This is a genomic window from Paenibacillus pseudetheri (assembly GCF_924513355.1).
Lineage (GTDB): Bacteria > Bacillota > Bacilli > Paenibacillales > Paenibacillaceae > Paenibacillus_AQ > Paenibacillus_AQ pseudetheri.
Map to the genome: position 1 here is coordinate 25,726 of NZ_CAKMAB010000002.1, position 22,584 is coordinate 48,309.

A 22,584-nucleotide genomic window follows, 5' to 3' on the forward strand; every position below is an offset into this window, starting at 1 on the left:
AGGTAACAGCCCAAGCTATGAATATCTAGCCTTAGCTTTCTAAGCATTGATTCCCGCTTCACTTGGGCGGAGAATGGCAGAACCAATCGCCAGCAGCACAGCAGCCATAAGACCTAAGATGGCAAACGGTAACCACAACTCATTCCAGCCCCCACCGGTAGCAGCGATGTCGACGGCTTGGATAGCCCATTTTTGCGGAACAAAGTTAGCCGCCTTCTGCATATAGTCCGGCATGATGGATAAAGGCCAGAAGCAGCCTCCAAGCATACAAGTCGGTGTGATAATAAGGGAATTCAGCATACCCGCATTATTAGGATTACGAATTAATCCTGCCACTGTACTCGCGATCCCCATAGACACCAGCATAAATGCCGCAAGAACAAGGAAATATAGATAGATTGGAACTTCATAATCATAGTGCAGCACCCAGCGACCTAAGGCGAGCACTACGACGATCTGAATCAGTCCGACCATGAAGCTGCCCAGAAAATTACCAATCGCAATTTCATAAGAACGAACCGGAGCACTGAACATCCGCATCATGGTCCGCCCTTTTCGATCATCCATAATCAGAGACACAGAACTCGTGACCAGTGTCATGAGGAACATTAGCGTTAAGCCCGTAACGACTCCCAGTCCCTCCCGAGGATATAGATTATAATCAGTTCGAATGCTGCCTATACTGTGCTGTTCCGCTCTTTGCATAACCGTAGTGAACTGTGCGTCAACGTCGCTAGATCCGTCATTAACTGCTCCTATGATCGCGGCCGTACTCCTCATTTCATCAGCAATTGCGCTCGCTTTTAATTTAATCATAACGGAAGTTTCATTCGTCTTCAGCTCATACACACTAATTTGTGGTTCTTCTCCAGCAAGTAGTGCCGAAGTGAAGCCTGCTGGAATTAGAATCCCCGCTTCTCCATTCTGATCGACAACACCTTCTCTTAAAGCAGTCTCGTCAGTCTTTTCTACAAATTTATATTCTCCGGAATTCTTTAGTTCAGTGAGCAAATGCTTACCTGCTGCCCCGTTATCCATATTCGAATACAGCACAACAGCTGGGTTCTCTCCCATCGTTCCAGTAACGGAAACAATACCTGCAAGTACAATACAAGGAAGCAGAATATAGATGAGCACCCCCTTCCTAGTACCAATGGTTCGTTTCACCATGTTCCAAGCAATCGTTAAGATTTTATCCATGATAACCCACCTTCCGGTACGAAATAGCCGCTGCACTGAACAACACAAGACAGATCAGCGATAATACTCCCAAATTCGGCATGATTTGCGATACATCGGCATGTAACATCATTTTCAAGATAGCCTGCATTGCCCAATGGTTTATCGTAAACGCCCCTATAGAATTCACCCACGATTCAGGAAGAGGTGCCATCCCACCACTAATGAAGGTCATACTCACAGTGAGTACTGTAACTACACTTCTTGCGCTTGCTCCAGTCTTGCTGAACATAGAAATAACGATAGATAATGTCATCGAAGCTACAATCATCAGCAGGCAAAATAGGAGTAACATGCCCGGCCGATTTCCCCAATTTACGCCGAAGAGTACATTCGTTAAAATAATAATCGCTGCACACTGCACTATACTTACAACACCTACGCCAAGCATTTTACCAATGAATAGCTCAGATCCTTTAACGGGCATTGCATTGATCCGGAAAAGGGTATGATTTTCTTTTTCATTAAAAAGAGAAGTACATACCGTCAAGCCGCTATATAGCAGGAACATCAGCATCATGGACACCGCATAGAACTGGGAAGAAGTATATGAATATCCTCCCTCGCTCAGTTCTCCAAGCTTTACGGAAGGCTCATTACTGGTGGAACTAGGTGCCATAACGTTCAAAGCTTCTGGACCCAGTGTCATCGCCACAGACTGTTTATAATTAAGATTCCTCAGAAAATTATCGAAGACCGTCCCTGCCACCCTGTTATCTGTACTTTTTTGGCCCAGTATAAATTCCAGCTGTGCGGCTTCTCCGCTCTGTACCTTACTATCAAAGCCTGGAGGAACAACAACCGCATAACCATATTTCCCTGTTCGCAGACCGCTTTCTGCCGCCTCTCGACTTTCTAACATAATTGGAGTAATGATATCTTTAAGCTCAGTTAACTTCAAAAAGCTGTCCATCATCACCGAGCTCTCATAGCCCTCGCCAGAAGGATTAACAACCGCCACTCGCACAACATCAATAGTAGAAGAGCCTTTGTCACCAACGACACCAGATAGCGAAGCACCTAAGAGAAAGATCAATAACAGGGGCAGCAAAAACATATTTAATATCATAGAACGTGAGCTAAATAACCTCCGCAGCTCATAGATCATAATCGTCCAAGTGTTCATCAGAATAATCCCCCTCTCTTAATCTCGTAAGGTCCGTCCGGTCAAGTTTAGAAACAACGTCTCCAGATCAGGTTCTTCAATATTTAGCGAGCCGATAACCCCTTTATGCTTGGCAAAAATAAAAAGGATATCTTGTAGCTCCCCTTGTGAAGAAGGCAGATACAGCTCGACTACTTCATCCTTTGCTTCTACGCGTCTGATTCTAGGGTGAAGGGTCAGCTCTTGGACAAGCTCCGGTGTGATATTAGCAGCTTTAATGATGATTTTTTCTTCCTTGGCAACCCGTTCTCGTAGTTCTTTTTCTGTGCCGCAAGCAATGATATGCCCTTTATCCATAATGGCTACCCGATCGCAAATGGCCGCAACCTCCTCCATATAGTGACTGGTATAGATAATCGTTGAGCCGAGTCGATTGAGCTCCTTAACGGATTCAAGGATATGATTACGAGATTGCGGATCAATCCCCACGGTAGGTTCATCCATAATAATCAGCTTCGGACGATGCATAATAGCGCAGGCAATGTTCAGACGTCTCTTCATCCCTCCGGAGAAGGTTGAGGGTTTCTCTTTAGCACGGTCGCTAAGGCCTGTGAACGCAAGAGCTTCTTCTACCCGTTCCTTTAAGAGCTTGCCACGCAAACCATATAATCTTCCGAAAAAGGTAACGTTATCCGCCGCTGTCATCGTGTCGTATAAGGCTAATTCCTGTGGAACCAAACCAATTCTTTTCTTCACCTCAAGTGATTTCGAGGTCACGGGCAGACCGTCGATTACAATGTCTCCCCCGTCAATCTTAAGCAAGCCGCAGATCATACTGATCGTTGTACTTTTACCCGCTCCGTTCGGGCCTAGCAAGCCAAAGATTTCTCCTTCTTCTATCGTCATATTCACATGATCCACTGTTAATTTACCTTCATATCGTTTCACCACATCGGTTAATACGGCGATCGCCATCTTTTTATCGCTCCTGTCTCTGCGCTTCTATATTTACAATTTTAGCTTAAAGGGATTGACCACGGAGGTACGAAAAGTCATCTTTTGAAGGTGACTTAAGTCATCTCCTGAAGAAGTAGGCGAATATGCTAAAATTAGAAGAAACTCTATAAAGGATGTCTTAGGCGTGACTAGAGAGCTGACCCTATTGCGATACCTACTCATTATAATTCCTGCTTGTATTAGCATTTACATCTATCCATATGCCGACTATGGAATCTTCACGTTGCATATTCTGATGCTTCTATTCCTTGTGGTCATGGTGCCAAAACTACCCCGTTCCTTTCATGCCTTAATAAGCATTGTGGAAATACTGTTCACTGCCTGGTTATGTTACCAGTACGGCAGCATAATGATTTTCCCGGCGATTTCAGCATTACTTTATTATTCTAGACTTCAGCCCCAAGCAGTACCTCTCGTGTTTACGGTTGTGCATCTGATTACCTTGAACATAGCGCTCTGGGATTCTCCAAAGCTTATAATCACTTTTATTAACATTACTTTTCTGCTCATCGCCTATCTCAACGAATTGCTGCAGAGAGCTGGTCGGGGCCGTGAGAACACCCTCCATCTATACGATGAGCTGCGAAAAAAGCATTTCGAGCTGGATGAAGCCCGCAACCGATTGCTGGAGTTTAACGCCCAAATAGAAGATGCAGCCCAGTCCAAAGAACGGGTGCGCATCTCTCGCCAGCTCCATGATGATATCGGCCACCGCCTCATTCGTATTAAAATGATGATGGAAGCCGCGCTGCTCACCTTACCCACCTCCCCTGAAAGCGGAATGCAGATGATGGAGCTCATTCGAGATCAATTGTCAGCCAGCATGGACGATATGCGCTCTGCAGTGAAGCGTATCAACTATACGCCACAATTAGAGGGAGCTTATGCGTTAGACCGTCTGCTAGAAGAGATCGGCCGCGATACGGGAATCGAGACCTCATACCAAGTGCATGGGATACCTTACCCGCTATATCCTAGTATTCAGGTGATCTTGTATAAGAACGCCCGAGAAGCCATAACCAATGCCCTACGTCACGGAAATGCAACGGCGATTTCGATTAAAGTCTACTTTAGTGATACTGGAGTTACGATGGGGGTCAGCAACAACGGAACACTTCCCGAAGGCAATAAACTAACCAAACTGCCAGAAAGTGGAGGGGTCGGGATGAAAGGAATGTTCGAACGAACACATCTGATCGGCGGAACCTTGGAATGGCGGCAGGAGCCTCAATTCACCATTGTTACGCGTTTGCCCATTTATAAGCAGGGCGAGATTGTATAGGGAGCGTAGAACTTGAAGTAAAGAAGAAATCTATATTATGAAGAAGGAGCCACACTAATGATTAAGGTGATGATTGTAGATGACGATCCTTTTATTCGTCAAAGTCTGCAGGTACTGATAGGGATGGACCCCGATATTGAAGTGATCGGAGCTGCTAGTGACGGAAACGAGGCCTTGAATTTGCTCCAAGCGGGAGATATGGCGGATGTGATTCTGATGGATATTCGGATGCCAGGCTGCGGGGGTGTTGAAGGGACAGAGAAAATTAAGCAGGCTTTTCCTCAGGTTTCGATACTGATGCTGACTACCTTCGATGACGATGAGTATATCATTGAGGCGCTGCGAAACGGAGCCAGCGGATATTTGCTCAAAAACATACCGCCTGACCGTATCATACAAGGTGTCAAAACAGTTAATGAAGGCAACATGCTAATCCACCCTGATATCGCGCGCAAACTAGCCACCTTTCTACAGCCCGCGGCCCGTCCTGAATCTCCACAGGTACAGCCACTGGAATCTTTTGGACTAACCAAAATGGAACTAGCCGTTGTCGCCTCCATCGCTGAGGGGCATACCAACAAAGAAATCGCCGGACAGCTGTTCCTAAGCGAGGGTACGGTCAAAAATTACATAACGGATATTCTAAGTAAATTAGAGCTGCGAGATCGTACGCAAATCGCTATTTTTTATTTGAAGGGTGGGCGGGGATAACTTCCTGTTTCACAGAGGTGACTAATATAGCTTCAGGTTGAATTACACCAGCAAGATAATGCCTCTCCCTTGCAAGCCATACTACAACAAAGCCCGGACTCTATTTCCAGAGTCCGGGCTTAACTTTAGTTATCCTTCCGCCGATTCCTTTTTGGTTTCAGCGGCTTTGTTCCGTTTGAGTCGGCCGTTCGGATGATTCCGGCTGCGAGTTCCTGTCTTCATTGCGATGATGCTGAAGATACTGGATGGCTTCGCCTCCGCAGTAACCGCTCCATCTGTCTCCGGTACCAGAATAATACCAAGCTGATGATGGTCCCCGTCGTAGATCGGGCTCTGAAGGTATTTGCTCTCCCCTTCACGGTTCTGTACCTCCAGCTTGCAGAACGCCGGATTCATGCGCAGCGCCTCATGTAGCTGCGCGGCATCGGTCAACAGAACCCCGTTGACCTTCAGTAAAATCTCGCCGGGCAGAATGCCCAGCTCCTGTCCGGGACTGCCCGGCAGCACGGCCAGCACCTTGCGGCCGCGCGGTGGATGCACGAAGATGGGGCTGATGCTGCGCTCTTCCAGAGCGCTGTACCAGCTTAACCCTTCGTGCAGCACCATCGCTGCGAGCGCCGCGAGCAGGGTCAGCGGGCTCCACCAAGCGGCAAGCAGGCTTAAGCCGAGCAGGACGATGCTGTACATCAGCAGCCGTCCTGAAGTGCGGGCCGCCTTGCGCCCGGGCAGCATGCCCTGCGTCATCTCGCTGAAGCCGATGATGACGGGCAAAGAGACAATGCCAAGCCCGCCGCCCAGCAGCGGCTGCCATGGCAGATCCGTTCCTGCGCCCGAAGGGATCAGCAGGAACAGCGGCAGCGGCCAGAAGGCCTGCAGCTGATAGCCGCCGACAACCATGCCGCGCTTGCCCTTCAAGAAGAGGGGCGTCGCAAGCTTCGCCCCTTGCCAGCGGGCCAGCAGCGCCTCCGCCATGTGCAGTAGCGCAGCTAGCACTAGCAATGCGGGAATATCCATCTCCCGTATGGCTGTTGTAATATTTCCGACCGTTCCGTTATGTAAGGCATCCGGAAAGAAAGACAGTACAAATTGAATCACGCCTAGCAGACCTATAGAATAAGCAAAGCACAAATACCGTACACGCAATAGCGATAACAGCACACTGACCACCCAAATGCAGGCCACAGCTGTACCTGATAAGGATACTCCTAACAATATGGCTGCAATAGAAACCACTAGTCCCATTACCAGCCCGCTCCACACCGTTCGCCACGTTTCTTGACCCCAGCTATGTAACTTCACATGAATTAGCTTACGTTCTAATGCCACCTGCCGACGGTAATACAACGCAATAAATATAATAGCAATATAGTAATATGGCTGGATCAATAAGTGTAAGAACGCAGTGCCCAAGCTTCCTAACCATTCCTGAATCACATTCAAACTGTTCGTCACACTCCTTCCTACTCTACAAAAAAACTTTCATGAACCCCTGTTCACATACAAGAATGAAATTGTTCATCCCTCTTATTCATTCATACCTTTCACTTTGGCTAAATCAGAGAAAGCCTGTAAAAGTGTAGCATTTTGTACAGATATCCTCTTCATTAGGAGCGAATACTGCAAATGTACAGGAATAACCTCACTTATAGCTCGAAAGCTCCCCATGGAGCAAGTATTACTGCAGGTTCGCAGGAATTATCGCTTCGGCCATCTTCGTACCATAAAAAAATGTATTATTGCAGGTTTATTCGACGGTTATCCTTACTAAGTAGTTAACCATCAGCAGCTTTAAGCTACACCATGCGTGTGCTATACCTTTGATCGATTCTTATATCTAGAAAAAAAAGAAGGCTGAATTCAGCCTTCTTACTTTTTCGACGCTGCCGCCTTAATTTCCTTCTGAATTTCAGCAATCCCTCTATTCCGTTGGTTGTCGTTGGCAGGGTCCTGAATCACTTTGATCAGTGCCACCTCCAGCGCCTCCGCAGTCTTGGCATCAATCATGCCTGTGACTTGAAGTTTCGCTTCACTCTGGAATTTCTTCACTGCATTCTTAGTGCCAGTATCGAAATAGCCATCTTTGCGACCAGGCTTGTAGCCTAAGCCATCCAGCATCGTCTGTGCACTCTTTACATCACCGTTGTTCATGTTATATTGCAGCGTCACGCTCTTGTTAATCGGAGCCACTGAGAAGTAATCCGGCTGCGCTACCGCGATATCCGGTTTAATTCCCTTTCCGTGGATCCATGTGCCGTCCGGTGTAAGCCATTTAGCAATGGTAACCTTCAGCAAGCTGCCATCTCCAAGCTGTTTGTCAAAGCTTGTCTGCACCGTGCCTTTACCAAATGAATTATCACCAATTAGCTTGGCTCCCGCTGACTGCTGCAGGGCACCCGCCAATATTTCCGAGGCGCTCGCGCTACCTTTATTCATCAGCACTACCACTGGATAAGCTTTGCTTGATCCTTTGGAGGTGCTAACTTCGCGTTTTTTATCTTTGTACTCTATTTGAACTATGTTTTTGCCAGCTGGAACGAACTCTTCAGCCATTTCAATAACAATCGGGAGAACACCACCTGGATCATTGCGGACATCAATGACAAGTCCCTTCATCCCTTGCTTCTCCAGCTTCCCAAGCTCTTCCTTGAATCGTTCTGCAGTATTCAGGGAGAATTGGGTAACCTCGATAACACCTACTCCGTCTTTTTCCATCTTAGAGTAGACCGTCTCGAGCTTCACATCATCCCGGGTAAGAACGAACTCGAGAGGCTCTACAGAGCCGGAACGTTGTATTTTCAAGGTAGCTTTACTGCCCTTAGGACCACGGATCTTGGCAACAGCTGCATTAAGCTCCTTGCCTTCGAGCGATTCGCCGTTAACGGAAAGGATGACGTCTTTGGCCTGAATCCCAGCTTTCTCAGCAGGCGAGCCCTTGATCGGGGAGACCACGACTACCTTACCATTATCCGAAGAGACCTCCGCACCGATACCTGAAAAGGAACCTTCAATGCTTTCTTCGAATTTCTCAGCTGTTTCTTTACCCATATAGTTGGAATAGGGATCGCCTAGCGCTTCCATCATACCGTTGACAGCACCATCTATCAGCTTCTCCCGATCTACCGTCTCGTAGTAATTGCTCTCAATCAAACTGAGAGCAGTCCCAAGCTTCTGGGATTCCTTCTGCTGTAGACCTGCAACCTGCAACGCAGAGGCTAATCCTTGTCCTGCAGCTTGTCCAAAGACATGAGTATAACCCGTCACGCCCAAGGTTACTAAACTACCGCATAGCAGGGCGGCGATAATCATAAACGCCGCGGTGCTTTTTTTTAACATGATGTTCCCACCGTCCCTTCTTGTCCATCTTGTAAACAACATCCTAAGTCCGTCCTGAAAGGTACGGTATCTCTTCCAGTATATGCCGTACAATCAAATAATATGAGTTATAAGTTCGTTAAAAATTAGAGATAAGGCATAGGATTCACTGTCTTACCATCAATCCGCACTTCAAAATGAAGGTGAGGACCCGTTGAATTACCTGTGGAACCAGATTCAGCAATCACATCTCCGCGATTAACTTTATCCCCAGAACTAACCCTAATACCGCCTTTGCGTATATGTCCGTAGAGGGTCCAAACCCCGCCTCCATGATCAATAATTACACAATAACCATAGCCGCTATACCATTCAGCTACGATTACTGTTCCGGAATCAGCTGCATGAATACTGGTTCCTTGTGGAACCGCAAAATCGACCCCGGTGTGTACTTTACCCCTCTCACCTGTGATCGGATGTGTCCGTGGTCCATAAGAGGACGAGATCCTTGCGGATCCTACAGGAAGTAGAAACGGTCCATCTCCGCCTGAATATCCCGTTTCACTAGAGCTATAGCTAGAACTACTGCTCCCCTTACTAGCTGCAGCTGCAGCCTTTTTGGCAGCCGCCGCAGCTCTACGAGCCGCTTCCGCCTTAGCCGCTGCTGCTCTGCGAGCGGCTTCCTCTGCCTTAATCTTATCCTTTTGCGTTTCCAGCGCAGAACGTTCGCTTGCCAGTTTGACCAGCTTTTCATTCTGCTCTTCACTTAAATCATCACTTTCTTGAATTTGCTTATCATAGAATGCGATAAGCTCCTGTTTCTCAGATTCTTTCTCCTTCAGCAGACTTCTCTGTTGTTCCAAAGAAGTGTACAGCTGCTTGGCTTGGGCATATTGCCCTTCAAGCTCTTGTTTCTTCTCTATCACCGTCTGCTTGTCCAGCTTATGTTGCACTAGCAGCTCCTGATCCTGATCCACAATCATCTTAAGTGAATCCGCGCGATCTAGAAAATCAGCGAAGCTTGTCGATGAGAGCAAAACATCCAAGTAAGAAACCGCTCCATCGGTATACATTAACCGAACACGAGATCCTAAGACTTCCTCTCTAGAGGCGACTCGTGCTTCTGCTTTATCCAATTCCGTTGCCGTAACATTCAGAGATTGTTCTGTATCGGAAATTTTTGTAGAGATTTCGGTCATTTTGCCCTTAACTTGATCCACTTGCTGTAAGACATACTGCAGATTGAGATTCGTTTTATTCTTATAATGCTGTGCTTCCTGCGTTTGGGACGCCGCTTTCTCCTGTTGCGCCTTAGCGTCCTGCACCTCTTTTTGCAGCTGCTTTAGCTGCTTGTCGATTTCGGCAACACTTGTTTTTTTGGCATATCCGTCAGAGGGCTGGAATATAGTGACAGCTAGTAACATTACGGCTAGTCCGGCGGCAATCTTCTTCAACTTGCACTCCCCATCCTTCACTTTTTAATATTAAACTTTCAAGAACCTACGAATAGAAACCGTACTTCCCCAGACGCCGATCAGCACGCCAAGTCCAACTAGTACACCAACGACCAGCACCCAAATACTATCGAACGGAATTAGCTGCAATTGGAGCATAGGATCTCCCTGTACAGTCGATTCCAACATGCTGTAACCCACATACAAGACGACGGAGGTAATGAGCGATCCGATCAGACCGATCAATGCCCCTTCTATAAAGAAAGGCCAGCGAATAAAATAATTTGTCGCGCCTACGAGCTTCATAATGCCAATCTCCTTACGACGGGCAAGTATCGTAACCCGAATCGTATTAGAGATGAGGAACATAGACATGAGCCCCAGACCTGCTACAAAAATAAAACCAATGTTTCGTACAGCGCGTGTTATTTTGAACAAGGTTTCTATCGAGCCCTTGCCATATTTCACTTTGTAAATGGGCTGATCAGTATGTGTCTTGTTGAGTGCTTCAATCTTCTCAGCCACAAATGCTACCGTAGTAGGTTCGACAACTTCTACCTTAAGCGTATCTGGGAGAGGGTTATTGTCTTCATCGAACCCTTCCAGAAGCTCAGCCGCGTCCTCACCCATATCTGCACGGAGATCTTTAAGTCCTTGATCCTTAGAGATGAATGTAATCTTGCTGACCTCCGGCATATTGCCAATTTCAGTCTGCAAAGTCTCACGCAACTTCTGATCTACATTTAGTGCCAAATGTACATTAATCTGTACCTGGCTGTCTGCCTCATCCGCTACAGCATTCACATTAAGAACAAGAAGAATAAATACACCTAGGACAAAAAGAGAGACGACGATGGAAGTGATCGAAGCAATCGACATCCAGCCATTACGGAATACGCTTTTGAAGCCTTCCCGCAAGTGTCGCAAGAAGGTCTTAAAACTCATAGCCATATTCCCCTCTCGCCTGGTCTCTCACAATGTTTCCGTTCTCAATCGCAAGCACCCGCTTGCGCATTTTATTCACGATATCTCTATTATGGGTAGCCATTACAATTGTTGTTCCACGAAAATTAATTTCGTCCAGCAGCTGCATAATGCCCCATGAAGTCTCAGGGTCCAAGTTACCTGTAGGCTCGTCCGCAATAATAACAGATGGGTTATTAACGATAGCCCGAGCAATTGCAATACGCTGCTGTTCTCCACCTGAGAGCTGTGAGGGCTCACGATTCGCTTTATTTTTGAGTCCAACCAGATCGAGAACTTCATTCACACGTTTCTTGATGACCTTCTTCGGTGCTTCAATAACTTCCATGGCAAAGGCAACATTCTCATACGCCGTCATCCTTGGCAATAACCGGAAATCTTGAAACACAACGCCGATATTACGGCGCACATATGGGATTTTACGTTGTTTAAGCTTCCCTATGTTAAAGCCTCCCACAGAAATTTGACCTTTAGTTGGCACTTCTTCTCTATAAATCAATTTCATAAAAGTAGATTTACCCGCGCCGGATGGACCGACAACATACACAAATTCATTGCGGTCAATTTTTACTGAAACTCCTTGCAGTGCGTGAGTTCCGTTAGGATACGTCTTCCATACATCTTGCATTTCAATCATTTTCTCACTTCCCAATTATGACATTTTCCACTTGTGTGAATCGACAGGGTACAGCTTAAGTTTCCATAAACTTCAATATTTCCGCAATGTATCTATTGTAACAAATCTGTAACCGATTGAGTACCCCGTAACTGCCCCACTATTCGAAAGTTTTGTAATGTCTGTACATATACATATAAAAAGCACCTACGGTGCCGCTCGCAGAGGCCATCCAGGAAGGAGATTATTCATGAAAAAAATCCATCTTACCCTCATAATAGTCATTGCACTCATTCTTATCGGCTCATTAATCTATGGGGGACTTCAACTATATGGCCATAAAAACACGCTTCCAAAAGGTACAACCCTCGCCGGATGGGAGGTGGGCGGGCTGAATATCTCAGAGGTACGTTCCGAACTGGAGAAGAAGCTACAGGCCCTTGAATCTATCCCCCTTGTATTGAAGTTCAAAGAGAATTCTGAGCTTACCCTCAAGCTTAAACAGGCTGGAATGACCTATGAAGCCACGGATTTTGAACAAGGCCTACAAGATCTCACAGAAGGGCGGCTATGGGATCGGGTTAAAGCCCGGTACAACTTCCCCCAGAATTGGAGTCTTGAAGCCCATCTGGAGATTGCCCAATTACAGACCATCCTAAGTCCTGCTTGGGAGAGAGAATCCTTTGGTGATCCCGTAGATGCTACGCGGCGAATTACCGGGGATGATCGTATAGTGTATACGTCCGAGAAGACTTCCCTTGAGGTGGATTGGACAGGAATGGTGACCTCACTATGGGCCGCTGCCCCCACTCGTTTTAGTCGTCTACTCTCGCTGCAAGAGAAGGGGATCACTTTGGAGGTTCCATTAACCATATTACAGCCGGACATCACTCTAAACGCTCTAAAAGAGCAAGGCATTGAGCGAAAAATCATGCAATTCAGCACCTCTCTCGGCGCAAGTGGACCTGGGCGAATCTACAACGTTGAATCAGCGGCTAAAGCTGTGAACGGAACCGTGCTCCCACCTGGCGCCGTTTTTGACTATGGCAAAGCTATTGAAAAAGCAAAAATAGAATACGGCTTCCGCGAAGCGCCAGTCATTGTGAACGGTAAGCTACAAGCCGGCGTCGGCGGCGGAATCTGCCAAGTTTCCAGTACGCTGTACAACGCTGCTCTGCGCACCGGACTGGAGATCGTGGAGCGCCGCAACCACTCCTTGCCTGTCAACTATCTACCCAAAGGCCAGGATGCGACGTTCGCTGAAGGCTATATCAACTTCCGTTTTCGCAATACGACTGGCAAATATCTAGTCATTAAAGCGGCTGTGCAAGGTCGATCACTAACGATTAAGCTCTTCGGTACCTTTCCGCAAAATGTCACTTATAAGGTCCATTCACAAATCGTAGAGGTGCTGCCTCCAGTCGACAAGTACGTAAACGACCCTTCCCTCCCTCGCGGAGGCTCACGCGTTATAAAAAGTGGGAAAACCGGATATGTTGTTGAGACTTACAGCACCCGGTTTGTTGACGGTAAATCCATTGAGGTGAAGAAATTATCCCGCGATGTGTATTACGCACAAAAACGATTAATCGCCATAAATCGTGGGAGCGCAAGCAAATCTGTTATTCCAGAAGCACCTAGAAAGCAGTTGGTAGAGGATGGCGTTCGAAGTGAATAGATTACCTACAAAAAAAACGGTCAGACCTCGTGAGGTTCGGACCGTTTTTGCTTGTGAAACTATTTTACCTGTAGATGACCTTTCTCGCCTTTAAAATTTACGATTCGGGGGTACATTAGAAATAGACCTATAATCAGAAAGGATGAACACCATGTCAACAGCTCTTGTAAATGATCTCTCTAATATTGTCCGCAGTGCACCTGCTATTTTTGCCTCACGTACTTGCAGAGAAGCCCTTCGCGTAATGTTCCAGCATCCAGAATCTAAATGCATCGTCGTCTGTAACGCCACGAATGAGCCGCTTGGATTGTTAATGAGCGAACGTTTCTTTTTAAAAGCCACAGGAAGATCAGGAGTAGATCTGTTCTACAAAGAACCTGCCATGAAGCTTATGAACAAAACGCCACTCATTTTTGATATCTCCACTCCACTTGAATCCGTATTAGCTACTGCTATGAGCCGCCCAGATCCTATGAAGAATGACTGTGTCATTATTACCCGTAAAGGCAAATTCGCTGGTGTTGTTTATATCTCTGACCTGAAGCGCAGTTAGTTCATAGCCCCTGCCATCTTCTTTCCTCCAATACCTTCCCCTTTCCTTAGAAAAGAATATCCGGTGACGTGTCGATTCTCCAGTATCCCTCCACTTTCTTCAGCTTCACATACACCGACTCACTGCTTTCTTGCGCATCTGGATAAGGAACAGTCAGTTCAAATTCAGCGGTTGTCGCAGTTTTGGAGAGCATGCGGGCGGTGGCTTTTTCATACATTAATAAATTGCCCACATCTGCATTAACCTGTGACATCCTTCCGTTATACTCCAAAAATTGAGTCTGCACATAATATGCCGCTGCATTGTGAGTGTAGGCTTTTTTTATGTAATTCATCAGCTTCGTTTTTGTGCCAATGTCACTGGAAAGATAACGGTACTCCTGCGCTTTATACATGAAGGTTTCTATCGGGAAGATGTTTCCGCCTCGATTACTATAGAAATAAAGAGCTCTTGCATGGACTACCAGCGGAATGATGCTTTTCACCGTCAAATTATTGATGGTAGCAGGGCCCTCTTTCCCAGGTGCAGACACAGCCACCTTCTTGATTGCCGTACTTCCTGCTGACGGTGAAGCTGCCATAGCTCCCCCACTTGCTGAGATCAGGCCTATGGAAAGGGCCAACGAACCAATCATCCACTTTTTGTTCATTCGAAATTCCTCCTTTGTTATCCAAGCTAAAACGCCTTCGGCGTCCTTAAAGGACGGTAAGCGTTTATGCGAGAAATATAAAGATAATGTAACGCGTGAAACTTATACTTTTTATATTTTGAAAAATACAGGCGATAGCCACTGTTCCAGCTTATGCACCCCGCAAGCTAAAATACCCAATAAACTGAGGGATGAAAACGCATTTATATTTTTTAGTAACAAATAAACTCCACCCTCCTGATTTACAGGAAAAGTGGAGTCGTAAAATAGTGTTATTACAACGGTGTGAGACTTAATTCGAAGATGGAGTAACAACCTCATAATAAGCTGTGAAAGCTACGTTAGCAGTCAAGATACTTTCAGGAATATCCTTAGATCGCTCTTCATAGGATTGTTGGAAATTAAACGAGTCTACATTCACGATACGGGCCAGCGTTTGTAGCTCATCCATCCACTGCCGTATGCTTGTATAGGTGCCCTCTACTACAGCAGTCATTTTGATTTGTTTAACCGTCGGGAACAACACCTCAGCCGAACCAGTCATTTGCTGAATCGGATTAGCCTCATCCAAAATAAAGCTGACATCCTTTAAGCGTGCCTGTGAGGACATCCCAAGCGCTCGTAAATCATCAATCAATCCTTCGCTATCATCGCCTTTCGGGAGTGCTGCCAGAAGTTCCTGTTGTTCAGAATCTAAAGAAGTAGCGCTGCTTTTTAGCTCGTTAATTTTAGTTTGAAGAATCTCTGCTTCTTTTTCCAGCTGGCTGATCTTGGCGTTCTGTGCGGATATTTCCTTATTTGTCGGTTGAACACCCAGCATATAAAAGGCAAACAACATCAAGAACAGAATCAATACACCCAGTACGATTGGAGAGCGATACTTATTGAACTGTTCCATCGCTGTTCACCTCCTCTTGGCTTGCATCCGTTCCATTTGTCTGTTGATTATTTGCTACTAAGCTTACTTTATAAATGGCTGTATACATATTTAAGGAAGTGGCTGCATTCGTTGGCCCCGCACTCTGATCCACAGTTCCTTCGGTCAGCTTCGAAATTGACGCGTCCACTGTAAAAGTCATCTGACGCAGTTGTCTTAAATAGTTAGAGGCATCTACCATAGTAGGTACATTTACAGTCAGGTCAATCGATGTCCGGTGGGTGTAGTTAATGTCACGGAGCAGAGAACCCGGTGGTAACCCTTCGACTAATTCATCTAGAATAGGAACAGCAAATACTTTATTGTTCTGAATCTCTGCTATTGCCGTCTTCCGATCTAACTGCCCAGGTCCGCTGTTCTTAAGTTTCCCAAGCTCTACCTGTAGCATTAAACTGCGATCCTGTAAGCCTTGCAGCTCCTCTTTACCATTAGAGATTTGACCCTTATTAGCCGAAAAATAAATCCCCGTCCCAATCGTTCCCACCAGCCAGATCGCCACAAGACCCATGGTCACATAGGGGAATAATAACGTCTCCCGATCTTCTCTTGGCAATAGGTCAATCGTGTCCACGCTGATGATGCTTTTTAGAGCTGTCCCTGCTGCTACTCGGTAATCATTTAGCTCAAGATCAGATACAGCATCTTTTCCCATCTGATCTAGGCTTATCGGTGTAATGTCGAGTTCTGCCAGCGACTGCTGAAGCTCTAGATCTAGCTGTTTACGAATGGAGGGGGTACCTGTTATGACTAAGTTTTTGATACGAGTCGAGCCATCGTGCAAGCTGTATTGGTAGAAGCTGAGCATCCGCGAGATTTCTGCAGTGATCTCCACCATTTGCTCCGGTGATAATTGCTCTTCCACAGCAACTGCTGTTTCTGCCAAAACCTCACTGTCTGCCATAAATTCCAATGCCGTCGCAACATTTCTACCTTTATGCAGATCAAGCAAGTTAATCGTACGAATGAACACCGGATTCCCGTTTCTGAACATATAAACGTCCATGACGGATGACTCTAGATTAATCAGCATCGTTTCCGCAAAGCTTTCCCCATGTCCAGTTGCTATACTTCGCGCCAAAGCGGTTGCCGAAATTTCAACACTGCTAATTCGAAGACCCGCACGCTCCAGAATTTCCACATAATCCTGTATCGATTTCCGCGGTGCGGCAAATACGAGCAAATGGCTGTGCTCCTCATCCACTTCGAGCGTCACATAGTCATAAACAGGATTTTCAAATGGCAAATGCAGCCCCGTCTCCACTTCGAGCTTTACGAGCTGCTCTACTTGCTTATCGTTGGTACTTGGGATACTCATTTTGCGGATAATGATCTGCGAAGGTGGAATGGATAAGGAAACCTTGCTGCCTCTTAGCCCTTCCTTCTTCACCCACTGCCTTACACGATCATAAAGCGCCTCGCTATCCGCCACCTGATTCTCAATGATCATGCCTGGAAGGAGCGGGAGATACCGTTTTTTGCGGACTTCCCATGACTGTTTATTCTTAAAACTAATATAGCGAATTCCGGTAGCTTCAATTGAAAGCCCGGCCACTTTAGGGCCTAATCCAAGCATATGTCGATGTCCTCCTATCCGATGAGCGAGAAATACGCGCCAATGATGTGTGAACCATATCCGTAACTAATTAAAGCACCTATTGTTAACCATGGACCAAAAGGAACCGGTTGTTTGCGTTTGATGATTCCGAGCAGCATTAGCAGTCCTCCGACCACACTTCCAAGCAGACAAGCCATCAGAAAAGCCAAAATCACATTCGGAAATCCGATGACCAAGCCCAGCAGCGCAAATAGCTTCACATCCCCGGCACCCATCCCTCCTAACAGAACAAAGGGGATAAGAATCCCTCCCCCAAGCACAGCTCCCAGCAAGTGATGCCATAACGGCCCCTCTGCAAAGAGCAGTACGAGAATAAGCAGTATCGGCAAAAAGAATAGCAATACCTTGTTCGGAATCAGCATGTACTTCAAATCTGCAACCGTCACAATAACCGCCAGACTCACCAGAATGAATCCGAGAATCCCCTTCCCCGTCAGCCCAAATTGCAAGTACACCCATAGAAAAAGCAAACCCGTTACCGCTTCTCCTAGTGGATATAAAGGCGACACCCTTGTGCCGCAGTAACGACACTTGCCTCCTGACAGCAGGAAGCTTATCACCGGAAACAAATCCCGCGCCTTTAGCCGAGTATTACAGTTAGGGCAATGGGACGGCGGGTTGAGCAAAGATTCCTTTGCTGGCACGCGCAGTGCCACTACGTTATAAAAGGAGCCTAGAATCAGGCCCAGTAAGGTGATGTAACTTGCGATGAATATCGTCATGAATTTCCTCTGTTGGCTTTCTGGATTTTAAAAAAGGAATCGGGAAGTCCGATTCCTTAGGGGTTGATATCAAGTAGATACTATTCTTGTTTCAAAACCTTAGCACCATCATAAGTCAACGCTGTACTCCCAGTTGGGTTATCACTGTTGTAAAACGCAACTGATACTAGAACACCTTTATCATTAAATTTAACAATTCCACCAGTTATCTCTTTTTTATTACTCGGTAAATAAATTGTACTTTCCAAGTAACCATTTTGAGTCAGATCTTTTGTCGAAGTATCTGCATCTTTAATAACTATGTCTTGGCTGATGAAATTCCCATTATTTTCAGCTGTTACAAACAATCTTGCAGCATCATAAACTTGACGTGCAGTTGCTAAATCAGAATCAGCTTTAGACTTAGTAATGATATTACCAATCATCGGTATCGCAATAACCGCAATAATCCCCAAAATAACGATAACCGCCAATAACTCGATCAGCGTAAACCCTTTTTGATTTTCCTCTTTGCTCAATCTTCTCTTAATCGCTTGTGCTAACATTTAATTTCCCCCTCTAAGTGATGTGTGATGATAACGCATGTATCTTGGATTTCCGTGAATCCCACTACACTAAACATCCACGTCCAGCGCCAGCAAAAGCTCTGTGCCTCTGCCCCGCTGCCCCCGGGCGTCACCCCTCTCAATATCTTCAAGAAACCACAAGGTTCACATATTACCGTACAGACTGAACATCGGCAGCATAATGGCGGCCACAATCACACCTACAACACCTGCTAGAAAAGCAATCAGCAATGGTTCAAGCAGTGACTTCAAACGATCAACGGTATTTTCTACGTCCATCTCATAGAAATCAGCTACCTTAGACAACATCGTGTCGAGCGCCCCCGTCTCTTCGCCAATTGCAATCATCTGTGTAACAAGCGGTGGGAAAACCCAGGCTTTTTTTAGAGGTTCAGAAAGTGGGTTTCCTTGTCTCAGCGAATCACCTGCACTTCGGATAAATCCCCCAATGACCTTATTTCCTGCTACCTCTTCTACAATCACCAAGGATTGCAGGATCGGAACTGAGCTGGCATATAGAGATGAAAAAGTACGCGTAAACTGAGCAATCGAGCCTTTTTGATTCAGCTTGCCGAACACCGGAACCTTCAGCTTGGCATAATCGAGTGCGTAGGCACCCTTTTCTGTGCGTTTTGTAATCTGAAAAGCTATCACTAGGAGAAGAACTCCGAGTATCCAGAAATACCATTGGCCTTGAATGCTTTTACTAAGTGCCAATACCATCTTTGTAATCGCCGGAAGCTCTGCATTCATCGATTCGAACATCGTTACAAACTGTGGAACTATAGCCCAGAGGAGGTATATAACCGCTCCAATTGCCATAACCCCGACGGTGATCGGGTAAGTGAGCGCAGATTTAATTTTCTCCGTCGTGGAATGCTGCTTCTCAAAAAACATCGCCAATCTGTCGAGCGTCCCCTCAATATCACCGGATTCCTCACCGGCCCGGATCATGCTGACGAATAGCTGCGGGAAGATTTTTTTATGATCCTGAACAGCTTGTGAGAACGAGATCCCGCGCATCAGGCTTGAATTCACTTCCACAAGTGCTTTACGGAGCGGTTTGCTCTCAGTCTGCTCGGCCAAAATACGCGTCGCATCCACAATTGACACCCCAGCACGCATTAGCGTGGCAAACTGCCTGCAATAAATGATGAAATGAAGCGGTTTGACTGGATTGCCAATATAAATATCCATTGAAAGAATCGTTGTTTTGCGTTCGATCAGCGAGAATACCGTAAGGCCCCGCTTGCGTAACTCCTCCATTGCCGTAGGCTTATCTGTTGCGGTTAGCTTTCCTTTAATGGATTTACCTGCGGTTGTCTTTACTTGATATTCAAAAAGAGGCATCAGCCGCTCACCTCCGCCATAAATGCTTTTGCTGCAGCCGGATGTATGAGTTCCTGTGATAAATACTCACGGATACTCATTTCCAACGTATGCATGCCTTGCGAGCGTCCGGTTTGCATCACATTTTTAATCTGATGTGTCTTTTCGGTCCGAATAAGATTGGCTATGGCTGGTGTATTCACTAATATCTCCGTTGCACATATCCGCCCGCGTCCTCCAGCTCTTGGAAACAACCGCTGACTCACAACTGCCAGTAATACTGAGGCTAGCTGTGAACGAATCTGTCCCTGCTGATGACCCGGAAAAGCGTCAATAATTCGATCAATCGTCTGTGGTGCATCTGTTGTATGTAAGGTTGCCATCACAAGATGACCTGTCTCCGCGGCAGTAACTGCTGCTGTAATGGTCTCCAGATCCCGCATCTCTCCAACGAGAATAACATCCGGATCCTGACGTAACGCGGCACGTAATCCGCTCGCAAAGCTAGCTGTGTCGCTGCCCACTTCACGTTGATCCACTAGACAGGTTCCATGACTATGCAGAAATTCTATAGGATCTTCAAGTGTCACAATATGCTTGCTTTCGGTCTTGTTAATGTAATTCAGCATAGCTGCTAACGTAGAGGATTTACCGCTGCCCGTAGGCCCTGTAACTAGTATCAAACCCTGTGGTTTAAGTGACAAAGTGGACAAAATTGGAGGCATCGACAGCTGTTCTAGACTTGGAATCTCTGCTGGAATTGCCCGGGCAGCTATACTAATCTCGCCCCGTTGACGATAGACATTCACCCGAAATCTTACACCGCCATCCAGCGGATAAGAGAAATCCACCTCACCTGTATTCCGAAACACTTCGTTTCGTTCACTGCCAAGCAGCGCTTCTGCCATTTCTGCAGCTTCATCGGCTGTTACTGGTGCACCCTCAAGTGGGTGAAGCGTTCCATCCATACGTATCACCGGAGGCGATCCTACAGAGATATGTAAGTCGGAAGCTTTGGAGGAGTAAGCCGTCTGCAAAAGCTGTCTAATATCCCGCGTATACGTTGGCATCCGCTGCTCCCCCTATTTTAAAATGAAAAACACCTAATAGATTCTAATGTGAGACCGTCTCGCGCATTACTTCTTGAAGCGTTGTAATCCCTTGACTAACTTTGAATAAGCCATCATCCATCAGTTGAACAAGTCCACGCGCTTTACCTGCGACACGGAGTTCTTCTACTGAAGCAGTGTTCGTAATAAGCTGCCGCAAATGATCGTCAATGCTGAGTACCTCATGAATCGCTATTCGGCCTCGATAACCAGAACTGCTACAGCTACCGCAACCTCGGCCACGATGCAATTCATCTGCTGGCAACCCCAAGCTACGTAACATAATCGCTTCCTGCTCAGACGGTTTGTAGGTTTCTTTACAGTCGGTACAGATTTTACGAACGAGCCGCTGCGCTACCACACCAATCAGTGAAGAGGCAATCAGATAAGGCTCTACCCCCATATCTCGCAATCGAGAGACGGAGCTAATCGCATCGTTTGTATGTAAAGTAGACAACACTAGATGGCCCGTTAATGAGGCGCGAACCGCAATTTCAGCAGTTTCCGCATCCCGTATCTCACCGACCATTACAATATTCGGATCTTGTCGGAGAATCGAACGTAGTCCCGCCGCAAAGGTTAACCCAATAGCCGAGTTTACGTGTACCTGGTTTACACCCTCAAGCTGGTATTCCACTGGATCTTCAACCGTGATAATATTTGCACTTTCTACATTGAGTTGATTCAGCGCTGAATATAAAGTCGTTGTTTTTCCACTACCTGTAGGTCCAGTGATTAGCAGAATTCCATAAGGACGAGCAATCATTTCCTTAAAAGCTTCCGCATTCCCCTCACTGAATCCCAAAGCATCTACAGATTTAACCCCAGTACTCAAATCTAGCAATCGCAGCACAATCTTCTCTCCGTGCATCGTCGGCAATGAGGACACACGAATATCTACCATTTTGTAATCAAACTGCATTTTGATTCGGCCGTCCTGCGGCAAACGTCGTTCTGCGATATTCAGTCGGGCCATTATTTTCAGACGAGCGGTGATAAAGCCCTGCATCTGCTTAGGAATAATCCGCTCTGTCCGTAAGGTTCCATCAATGCGGTAGCGGATCGTTAGATTATTCTCACCTGGATCCATATGTATATCAGATGCCCGTAGCGCAACAGCCTGCTGAATCATCTGATTGACCAAACGAACAATTGGAGAATCCTCGTCTGTAATCTCCGTTTCTTCTATTTCTTCTTGTGTCGGGAGCTCTACTAGCATTTGATTCATAGAATCACGCATACCATAATGACGAGCAATCGCCCGCTGCAGCTCATCTCTGGTAGAAATAGCAGGTTCGATCCGGAACCCTGTACTCATTCGCAAATCTTCTATCGCAAAATAATCCAGCGGATCGGCCATCGCAACCATCAGCTTACCGCCTTCTTTTAAGAAGGGAAGTACTTGATAACGCTTAGCCATACTTTCAGGGATAATCTGCGTAATCGCAGGATCAATCTGATATTTAAATAAACTGACATGCGGAATGCCGAGCTGGAATTCAAGCACTTCAATCAGCTGCTGCTCCGTGATATAGCCTTGAGAGATTAGCAGATCGCCAAGCTTACGCTTGCTCTTACGCTGTTCCGCAAGTGCTTCAAGCAGTTGTTCCTGCGAAATAATACTATTTTCTACCAGCAAATCTCCAAGTCTCTTTTTCGCGATGGCCATGTCCGTTCAGCTCCGTATGCCGTTATTGGTTATACTT

At 46.3% G+C, this 22,584-nt stretch carries 20 protein-coding genes; 4 read left to right on the forward strand and 16 right to left on the reverse strand.

Annotated features, from left to right (window positions below; all coding sequences use genetic code 11):
• Positions 1 to 39 precede the first annotated feature (39 nt).
• The 3 genes from L1028_RS01640 to L1028_RS01650 are packed head-to-tail and all read right to left on the reverse strand — an operon-like array spanning position 40 to position 3,319.
• On the reverse strand, positions 40 to 1,200 hold the full coding sequence (locus tag L1028_RS01640; RefSeq protein WP_234530393.1) for an ABC transporter permease: 1,161 nt from the start codon (positions 1,198 to 1,200) through the stop codon (positions 40 to 42).
• Positions 1,193 to 2,365 (reverse strand): ABC transporter permease, encoded by a 1,173-nt coding sequence (locus L1028_RS01645; protein WP_234530395.1) that lies wholly within the window; start codon positions 2,363 to 2,365, stop codon positions 1,193 to 1,195. Before L1028_RS01645 ends, L1028_RS01640 begins: the two co-directional genes overlap by 8 nt.
• 18 nt (positions 2,366 to 2,383) lie before the next feature.
• A complete protein-coding gene (locus L1028_RS01650) occupies positions 2,384 to 3,319 on the reverse strand; it encodes an ABC transporter ATP-binding protein (protein ID WP_234530397.1) in 936 nt (311 codons plus the stop codon).
• Positions 3,320 to 3,485: 166 nt separating this feature from the next.
• Between L1028_RS01650 and L1028_RS01655 the strand changes: the two genes are divergently transcribed.
• Together L1028_RS01655 and L1028_RS01660 are read left to right on the forward strand one after the other, a co-directional pair.
• The gene (locus L1028_RS01655) at positions 3,486 to 4,643 is read left to right on the forward strand and encodes a sensor histidine kinase (RefSeq protein ID WP_234530399.1); all 1,158 of its coding nucleotides are present in this window, start codon (positions 3,486 to 3,488) and stop codon (positions 4,641 to 4,643) included.
• A 57-nt stretch (positions 4,644 to 4,700) separates the two neighbouring features.
• Positions 4,701 to 5,354, forward strand: coding sequence for a response regulator (locus tag L1028_RS01660; protein ID WP_234530401.1), 654 nt, complete (start codon positions 4,701 to 4,703; stop codon positions 5,352 to 5,354).
• Between the two features lie 129 nt (positions 5,355 to 5,483).
• Here L1028_RS01660 and L1028_RS01665 read toward each other — a convergent pair whose 3' ends face one another.
• From L1028_RS01665 to ftsE, 5 genes are all read right to left on the reverse strand, one after another.
• Positions 5,484 to 6,794, reverse strand: a complete 1,311-nt coding sequence (locus L1028_RS01665) for a PDZ domain-containing protein (protein WP_423803000.1) — start codon at positions 6,792 to 6,794, stop codon at positions 5,484 to 5,486.
• 426 nt (positions 6,795 to 7,220) lie between these two features.
• Positions 7,221 to 8,687: a S41 family peptidase gene (locus tag L1028_RS01670; protein ID WP_234530405.1), complete on the reverse strand. Its 1,467-nt coding sequence runs from the start codon at positions 8,685 to 8,687 to the stop codon at positions 7,221 to 7,223.
• A gap of 125 nt (positions 8,688 to 8,812) precedes the next feature.
• On the reverse strand, positions 8,813 to 10,120 hold the full coding sequence (locus L1028_RS01675) for a murein hydrolase activator EnvC family protein (RefSeq protein ID WP_234530407.1): 1,308 nt from the start codon (positions 10,118 to 10,120) through the stop codon (positions 8,813 to 8,815).
• Positions 10,121 to 10,150: 30 nt separating this feature from the next.
• Positions 10,151 to 11,065: a permease-like cell division protein FtsX gene (gene ftsX, locus L1028_RS01680; RefSeq protein WP_234530417.1), complete on the reverse strand. Its 915-nt coding sequence runs from the start codon at positions 11,063 to 11,065 to the stop codon at positions 10,151 to 10,153.
• Positions 11,055 to 11,741, reverse strand: coding sequence for a cell division ATP-binding protein FtsE (ftsE, locus tag L1028_RS01685; RefSeq protein WP_094870886.1), 687 nt, complete (start codon positions 11,739 to 11,741; stop codon positions 11,055 to 11,057). The genes ftsX and ftsE overlap by 11 nt, the downstream gene beginning before the upstream one ends.
• Positions 11,742 to 11,970: 229 nt before the next feature.
• Here ftsE and L1028_RS01690 point away from each other — a divergent pair, with 229 nt between their 5' ends.
• Positions 11,971 to 13,398, forward strand: a complete 1,428-nt coding sequence (locus L1028_RS01690; RefSeq protein ID WP_234530430.1) for a VanW family protein — start codon at positions 11,971 to 11,973, stop codon at positions 13,396 to 13,398.
• A 151-nt stretch (positions 13,399 to 13,549) separates the two neighbouring features.
• Positions 13,550 to 13,951, forward strand: a complete 402-nt coding sequence (locus L1028_RS01695; protein ID WP_234530431.1) for a CBS domain-containing protein — start codon at positions 13,550 to 13,552, stop codon at positions 13,949 to 13,951.
• 46 nt (positions 13,952 to 13,997) lie between these two features.
• Here the strand turns inward: L1028_RS01695 and L1028_RS01700 are convergent, their stop codons facing one another.
• From L1028_RS01700 to L1028_RS01735, 8 genes are all read right to left on the reverse strand, one after another.
• Entirely contained in the window at positions 13,998 to 14,600 is a 603-nt protein-coding gene (locus L1028_RS01700; protein WP_234530434.1) for an IseA DL-endopeptidase inhibitor family protein, read from the reverse strand.
• 292 nt (positions 14,601 to 14,892) lie between these two features.
• Complete coding sequence (gene pilO / locus L1028_RS01705; protein WP_234530436.1) at positions 14,893 to 15,498, reverse strand: type 4a pilus biogenesis protein PilO; 606 nt, start codon at positions 15,496 to 15,498, stop codon at positions 14,893 to 14,895.
• A complete protein-coding gene (gene pilM, locus L1028_RS01710) occupies positions 15,482 to 17,110 on the reverse strand; it encodes a pilus assembly protein PilM (protein ID WP_234530456.1) in 1,629 nt (542 codons plus the stop codon). The genes pilO and pilM overlap by 17 nt, the downstream gene beginning before the upstream one ends.
• A 14-nt stretch (positions 17,111 to 17,124) precedes the next feature.
• Positions 17,125 to 17,874, reverse strand: coding sequence for a prepilin peptidase (locus tag L1028_RS01715; protein ID WP_234530458.1), 750 nt, complete (start codon positions 17,872 to 17,874; stop codon positions 17,125 to 17,127).
• A gap of 80 nt (positions 17,875 to 17,954) precedes the next feature.
• Positions 17,955 to 18,419 (reverse strand): type II secretion system protein, encoded by a 465-nt coding sequence (locus L1028_RS31225; RefSeq protein WP_279306821.1) that lies wholly within the window; start codon positions 18,417 to 18,419, stop codon positions 17,955 to 17,957.
• Positions 18,420 to 18,584: 165 nt separating this feature from the next.
• Positions 18,585 to 19,790: a type II secretion system F family protein gene (locus L1028_RS01725; protein ID WP_234530460.1), complete on the reverse strand. Its 1,206-nt coding sequence runs from the start codon at positions 19,788 to 19,790 to the stop codon at positions 18,585 to 18,587.
• Complete coding sequence (locus L1028_RS01730; protein ID WP_234530462.1) at positions 19,790 to 20,839, reverse strand: type IV pilus twitching motility protein PilT; 1,050 nt, start codon at positions 20,837 to 20,839, stop codon at positions 19,790 to 19,792. The genes L1028_RS01725 and L1028_RS01730 overlap by 1 nt, the downstream gene beginning before the upstream one ends.
• Before the next feature lie 43 nt (positions 20,840 to 20,882).
• Positions 20,883 to 22,547, reverse strand: coding sequence for a GspE/PulE family protein (locus tag L1028_RS01735; protein WP_234530472.1), 1,665 nt, complete (start codon positions 22,545 to 22,547; stop codon positions 20,883 to 20,885).
• Positions 22,548 to 22,584 lie beyond the last annotated feature (37 nt).

What these genes read in the sequence shown, in the direction of transcription:
- L1028_RS01730 (WP_234530462.1), bottom strand. Translation starts at nt 20,839, where the DNA reads ATGCCAACGTATACGCGGGATATTAGACAGCTTTTGCAGACGGCTTAC.
- ftsX (WP_234530417.1), bottom strand. Translation starts at nt 11,065, where the DNA reads ATGAGTTTTAAGACCTTCTTGCGACACTTGCGGGAAGGCTTCAAAAGC.
- L1028_RS01690 (WP_234530430.1), top strand. Translation starts at nt 11,971, where the DNA reads ATGAAAAAAATCCATCTTACCCTCATAATAGTCATTGCACTCATTCTT.
- L1028_RS01725 (WP_234530460.1), bottom strand. Translation starts at nt 19,790, where the DNA reads ATGCCTCTTTTTGAATATCAAGTAAAGACAACCGCAGGTAAATCCATT.
- ftsE (WP_094870886.1), bottom strand. Translation starts at nt 11,741, where the DNA reads ATGATTGAAATGCAAGATGTATGGAAGACGTATCCTAACGGAACTCAC.
- L1028_RS01700 (WP_234530434.1), bottom strand. Translation starts at nt 14,600, where the DNA reads ATGAACAAAAAGTGGATGATTGGTTCGTTGGCCCTTTCCATAGGCCTG.
- L1028_RS01695 (WP_234530431.1), top strand. Translation starts at nt 13,550, where the DNA reads ATGTCAACAGCTCTTGTAAATGATCTCTCTAATATTGTCCGCAGTGCA.
- L1028_RS01645 (WP_234530395.1), bottom strand. Translation starts at nt 2,365, where the DNA reads ATGAACACTTGGACGATTATGATCTATGAGCTGCGGAGGTTATTTAGC.
- pilM (WP_234530456.1), bottom strand. Translation starts at nt 17,110, where the DNA reads ATGCTTGGATTAGGCCCTAAAGTGGCCGGGCTTTCAATTGAAGCTACC.
- L1028_RS01650 (WP_234530397.1), bottom strand. Translation starts at nt 3,319, where the DNA reads ATGGCGATCGCCGTATTAACCGATGTGGTGAAACGATATGAAGGTAAA.
- L1028_RS01670 (WP_234530405.1), bottom strand. Translation starts at nt 8,687, where the DNA reads ATGTTAAAAAAAAGCACCGCGGCGTTTATGATTATCGCCGCCCTGCTA.
- L1028_RS31225 (WP_279306821.1), bottom strand. Translation starts at nt 18,419, where the DNA reads ATGTTAGCACAAGCGATTAAGAGAAGATTGAGCAAAGAGGAAAATCAA.
- L1028_RS01715 (WP_234530458.1), bottom strand. Translation starts at nt 17,874, where the DNA reads ATGACGATATTCATCGCAAGTTACATCACCTTACTGGGCCTGATTCTA.
- L1028_RS01640 (WP_234530393.1), bottom strand. Translation starts at nt 1,200, where the DNA reads ATGGATAAAATCTTAACGATTGCTTGGAACATGGTGAAACGAACCATT.
- L1028_RS01660 (WP_234530401.1), top strand. Translation starts at nt 4,701, where the DNA reads ATGATTAAGGTGATGATTGTAGATGACGATCCTTTTATTCGTCAAAGT.
- pilO (WP_234530436.1), bottom strand. Translation starts at nt 15,498, where the DNA reads ATGGAACAGTTCAATAAGTATCGCTCTCCAATCGTACTGGGTGTATTG.
- L1028_RS01735 (WP_234530472.1), bottom strand. Translation starts at nt 22,547, where the DNA reads ATGGCCATCGCGAAAAAGAGACTTGGAGATTTGCTGGTAGAAAATAGT.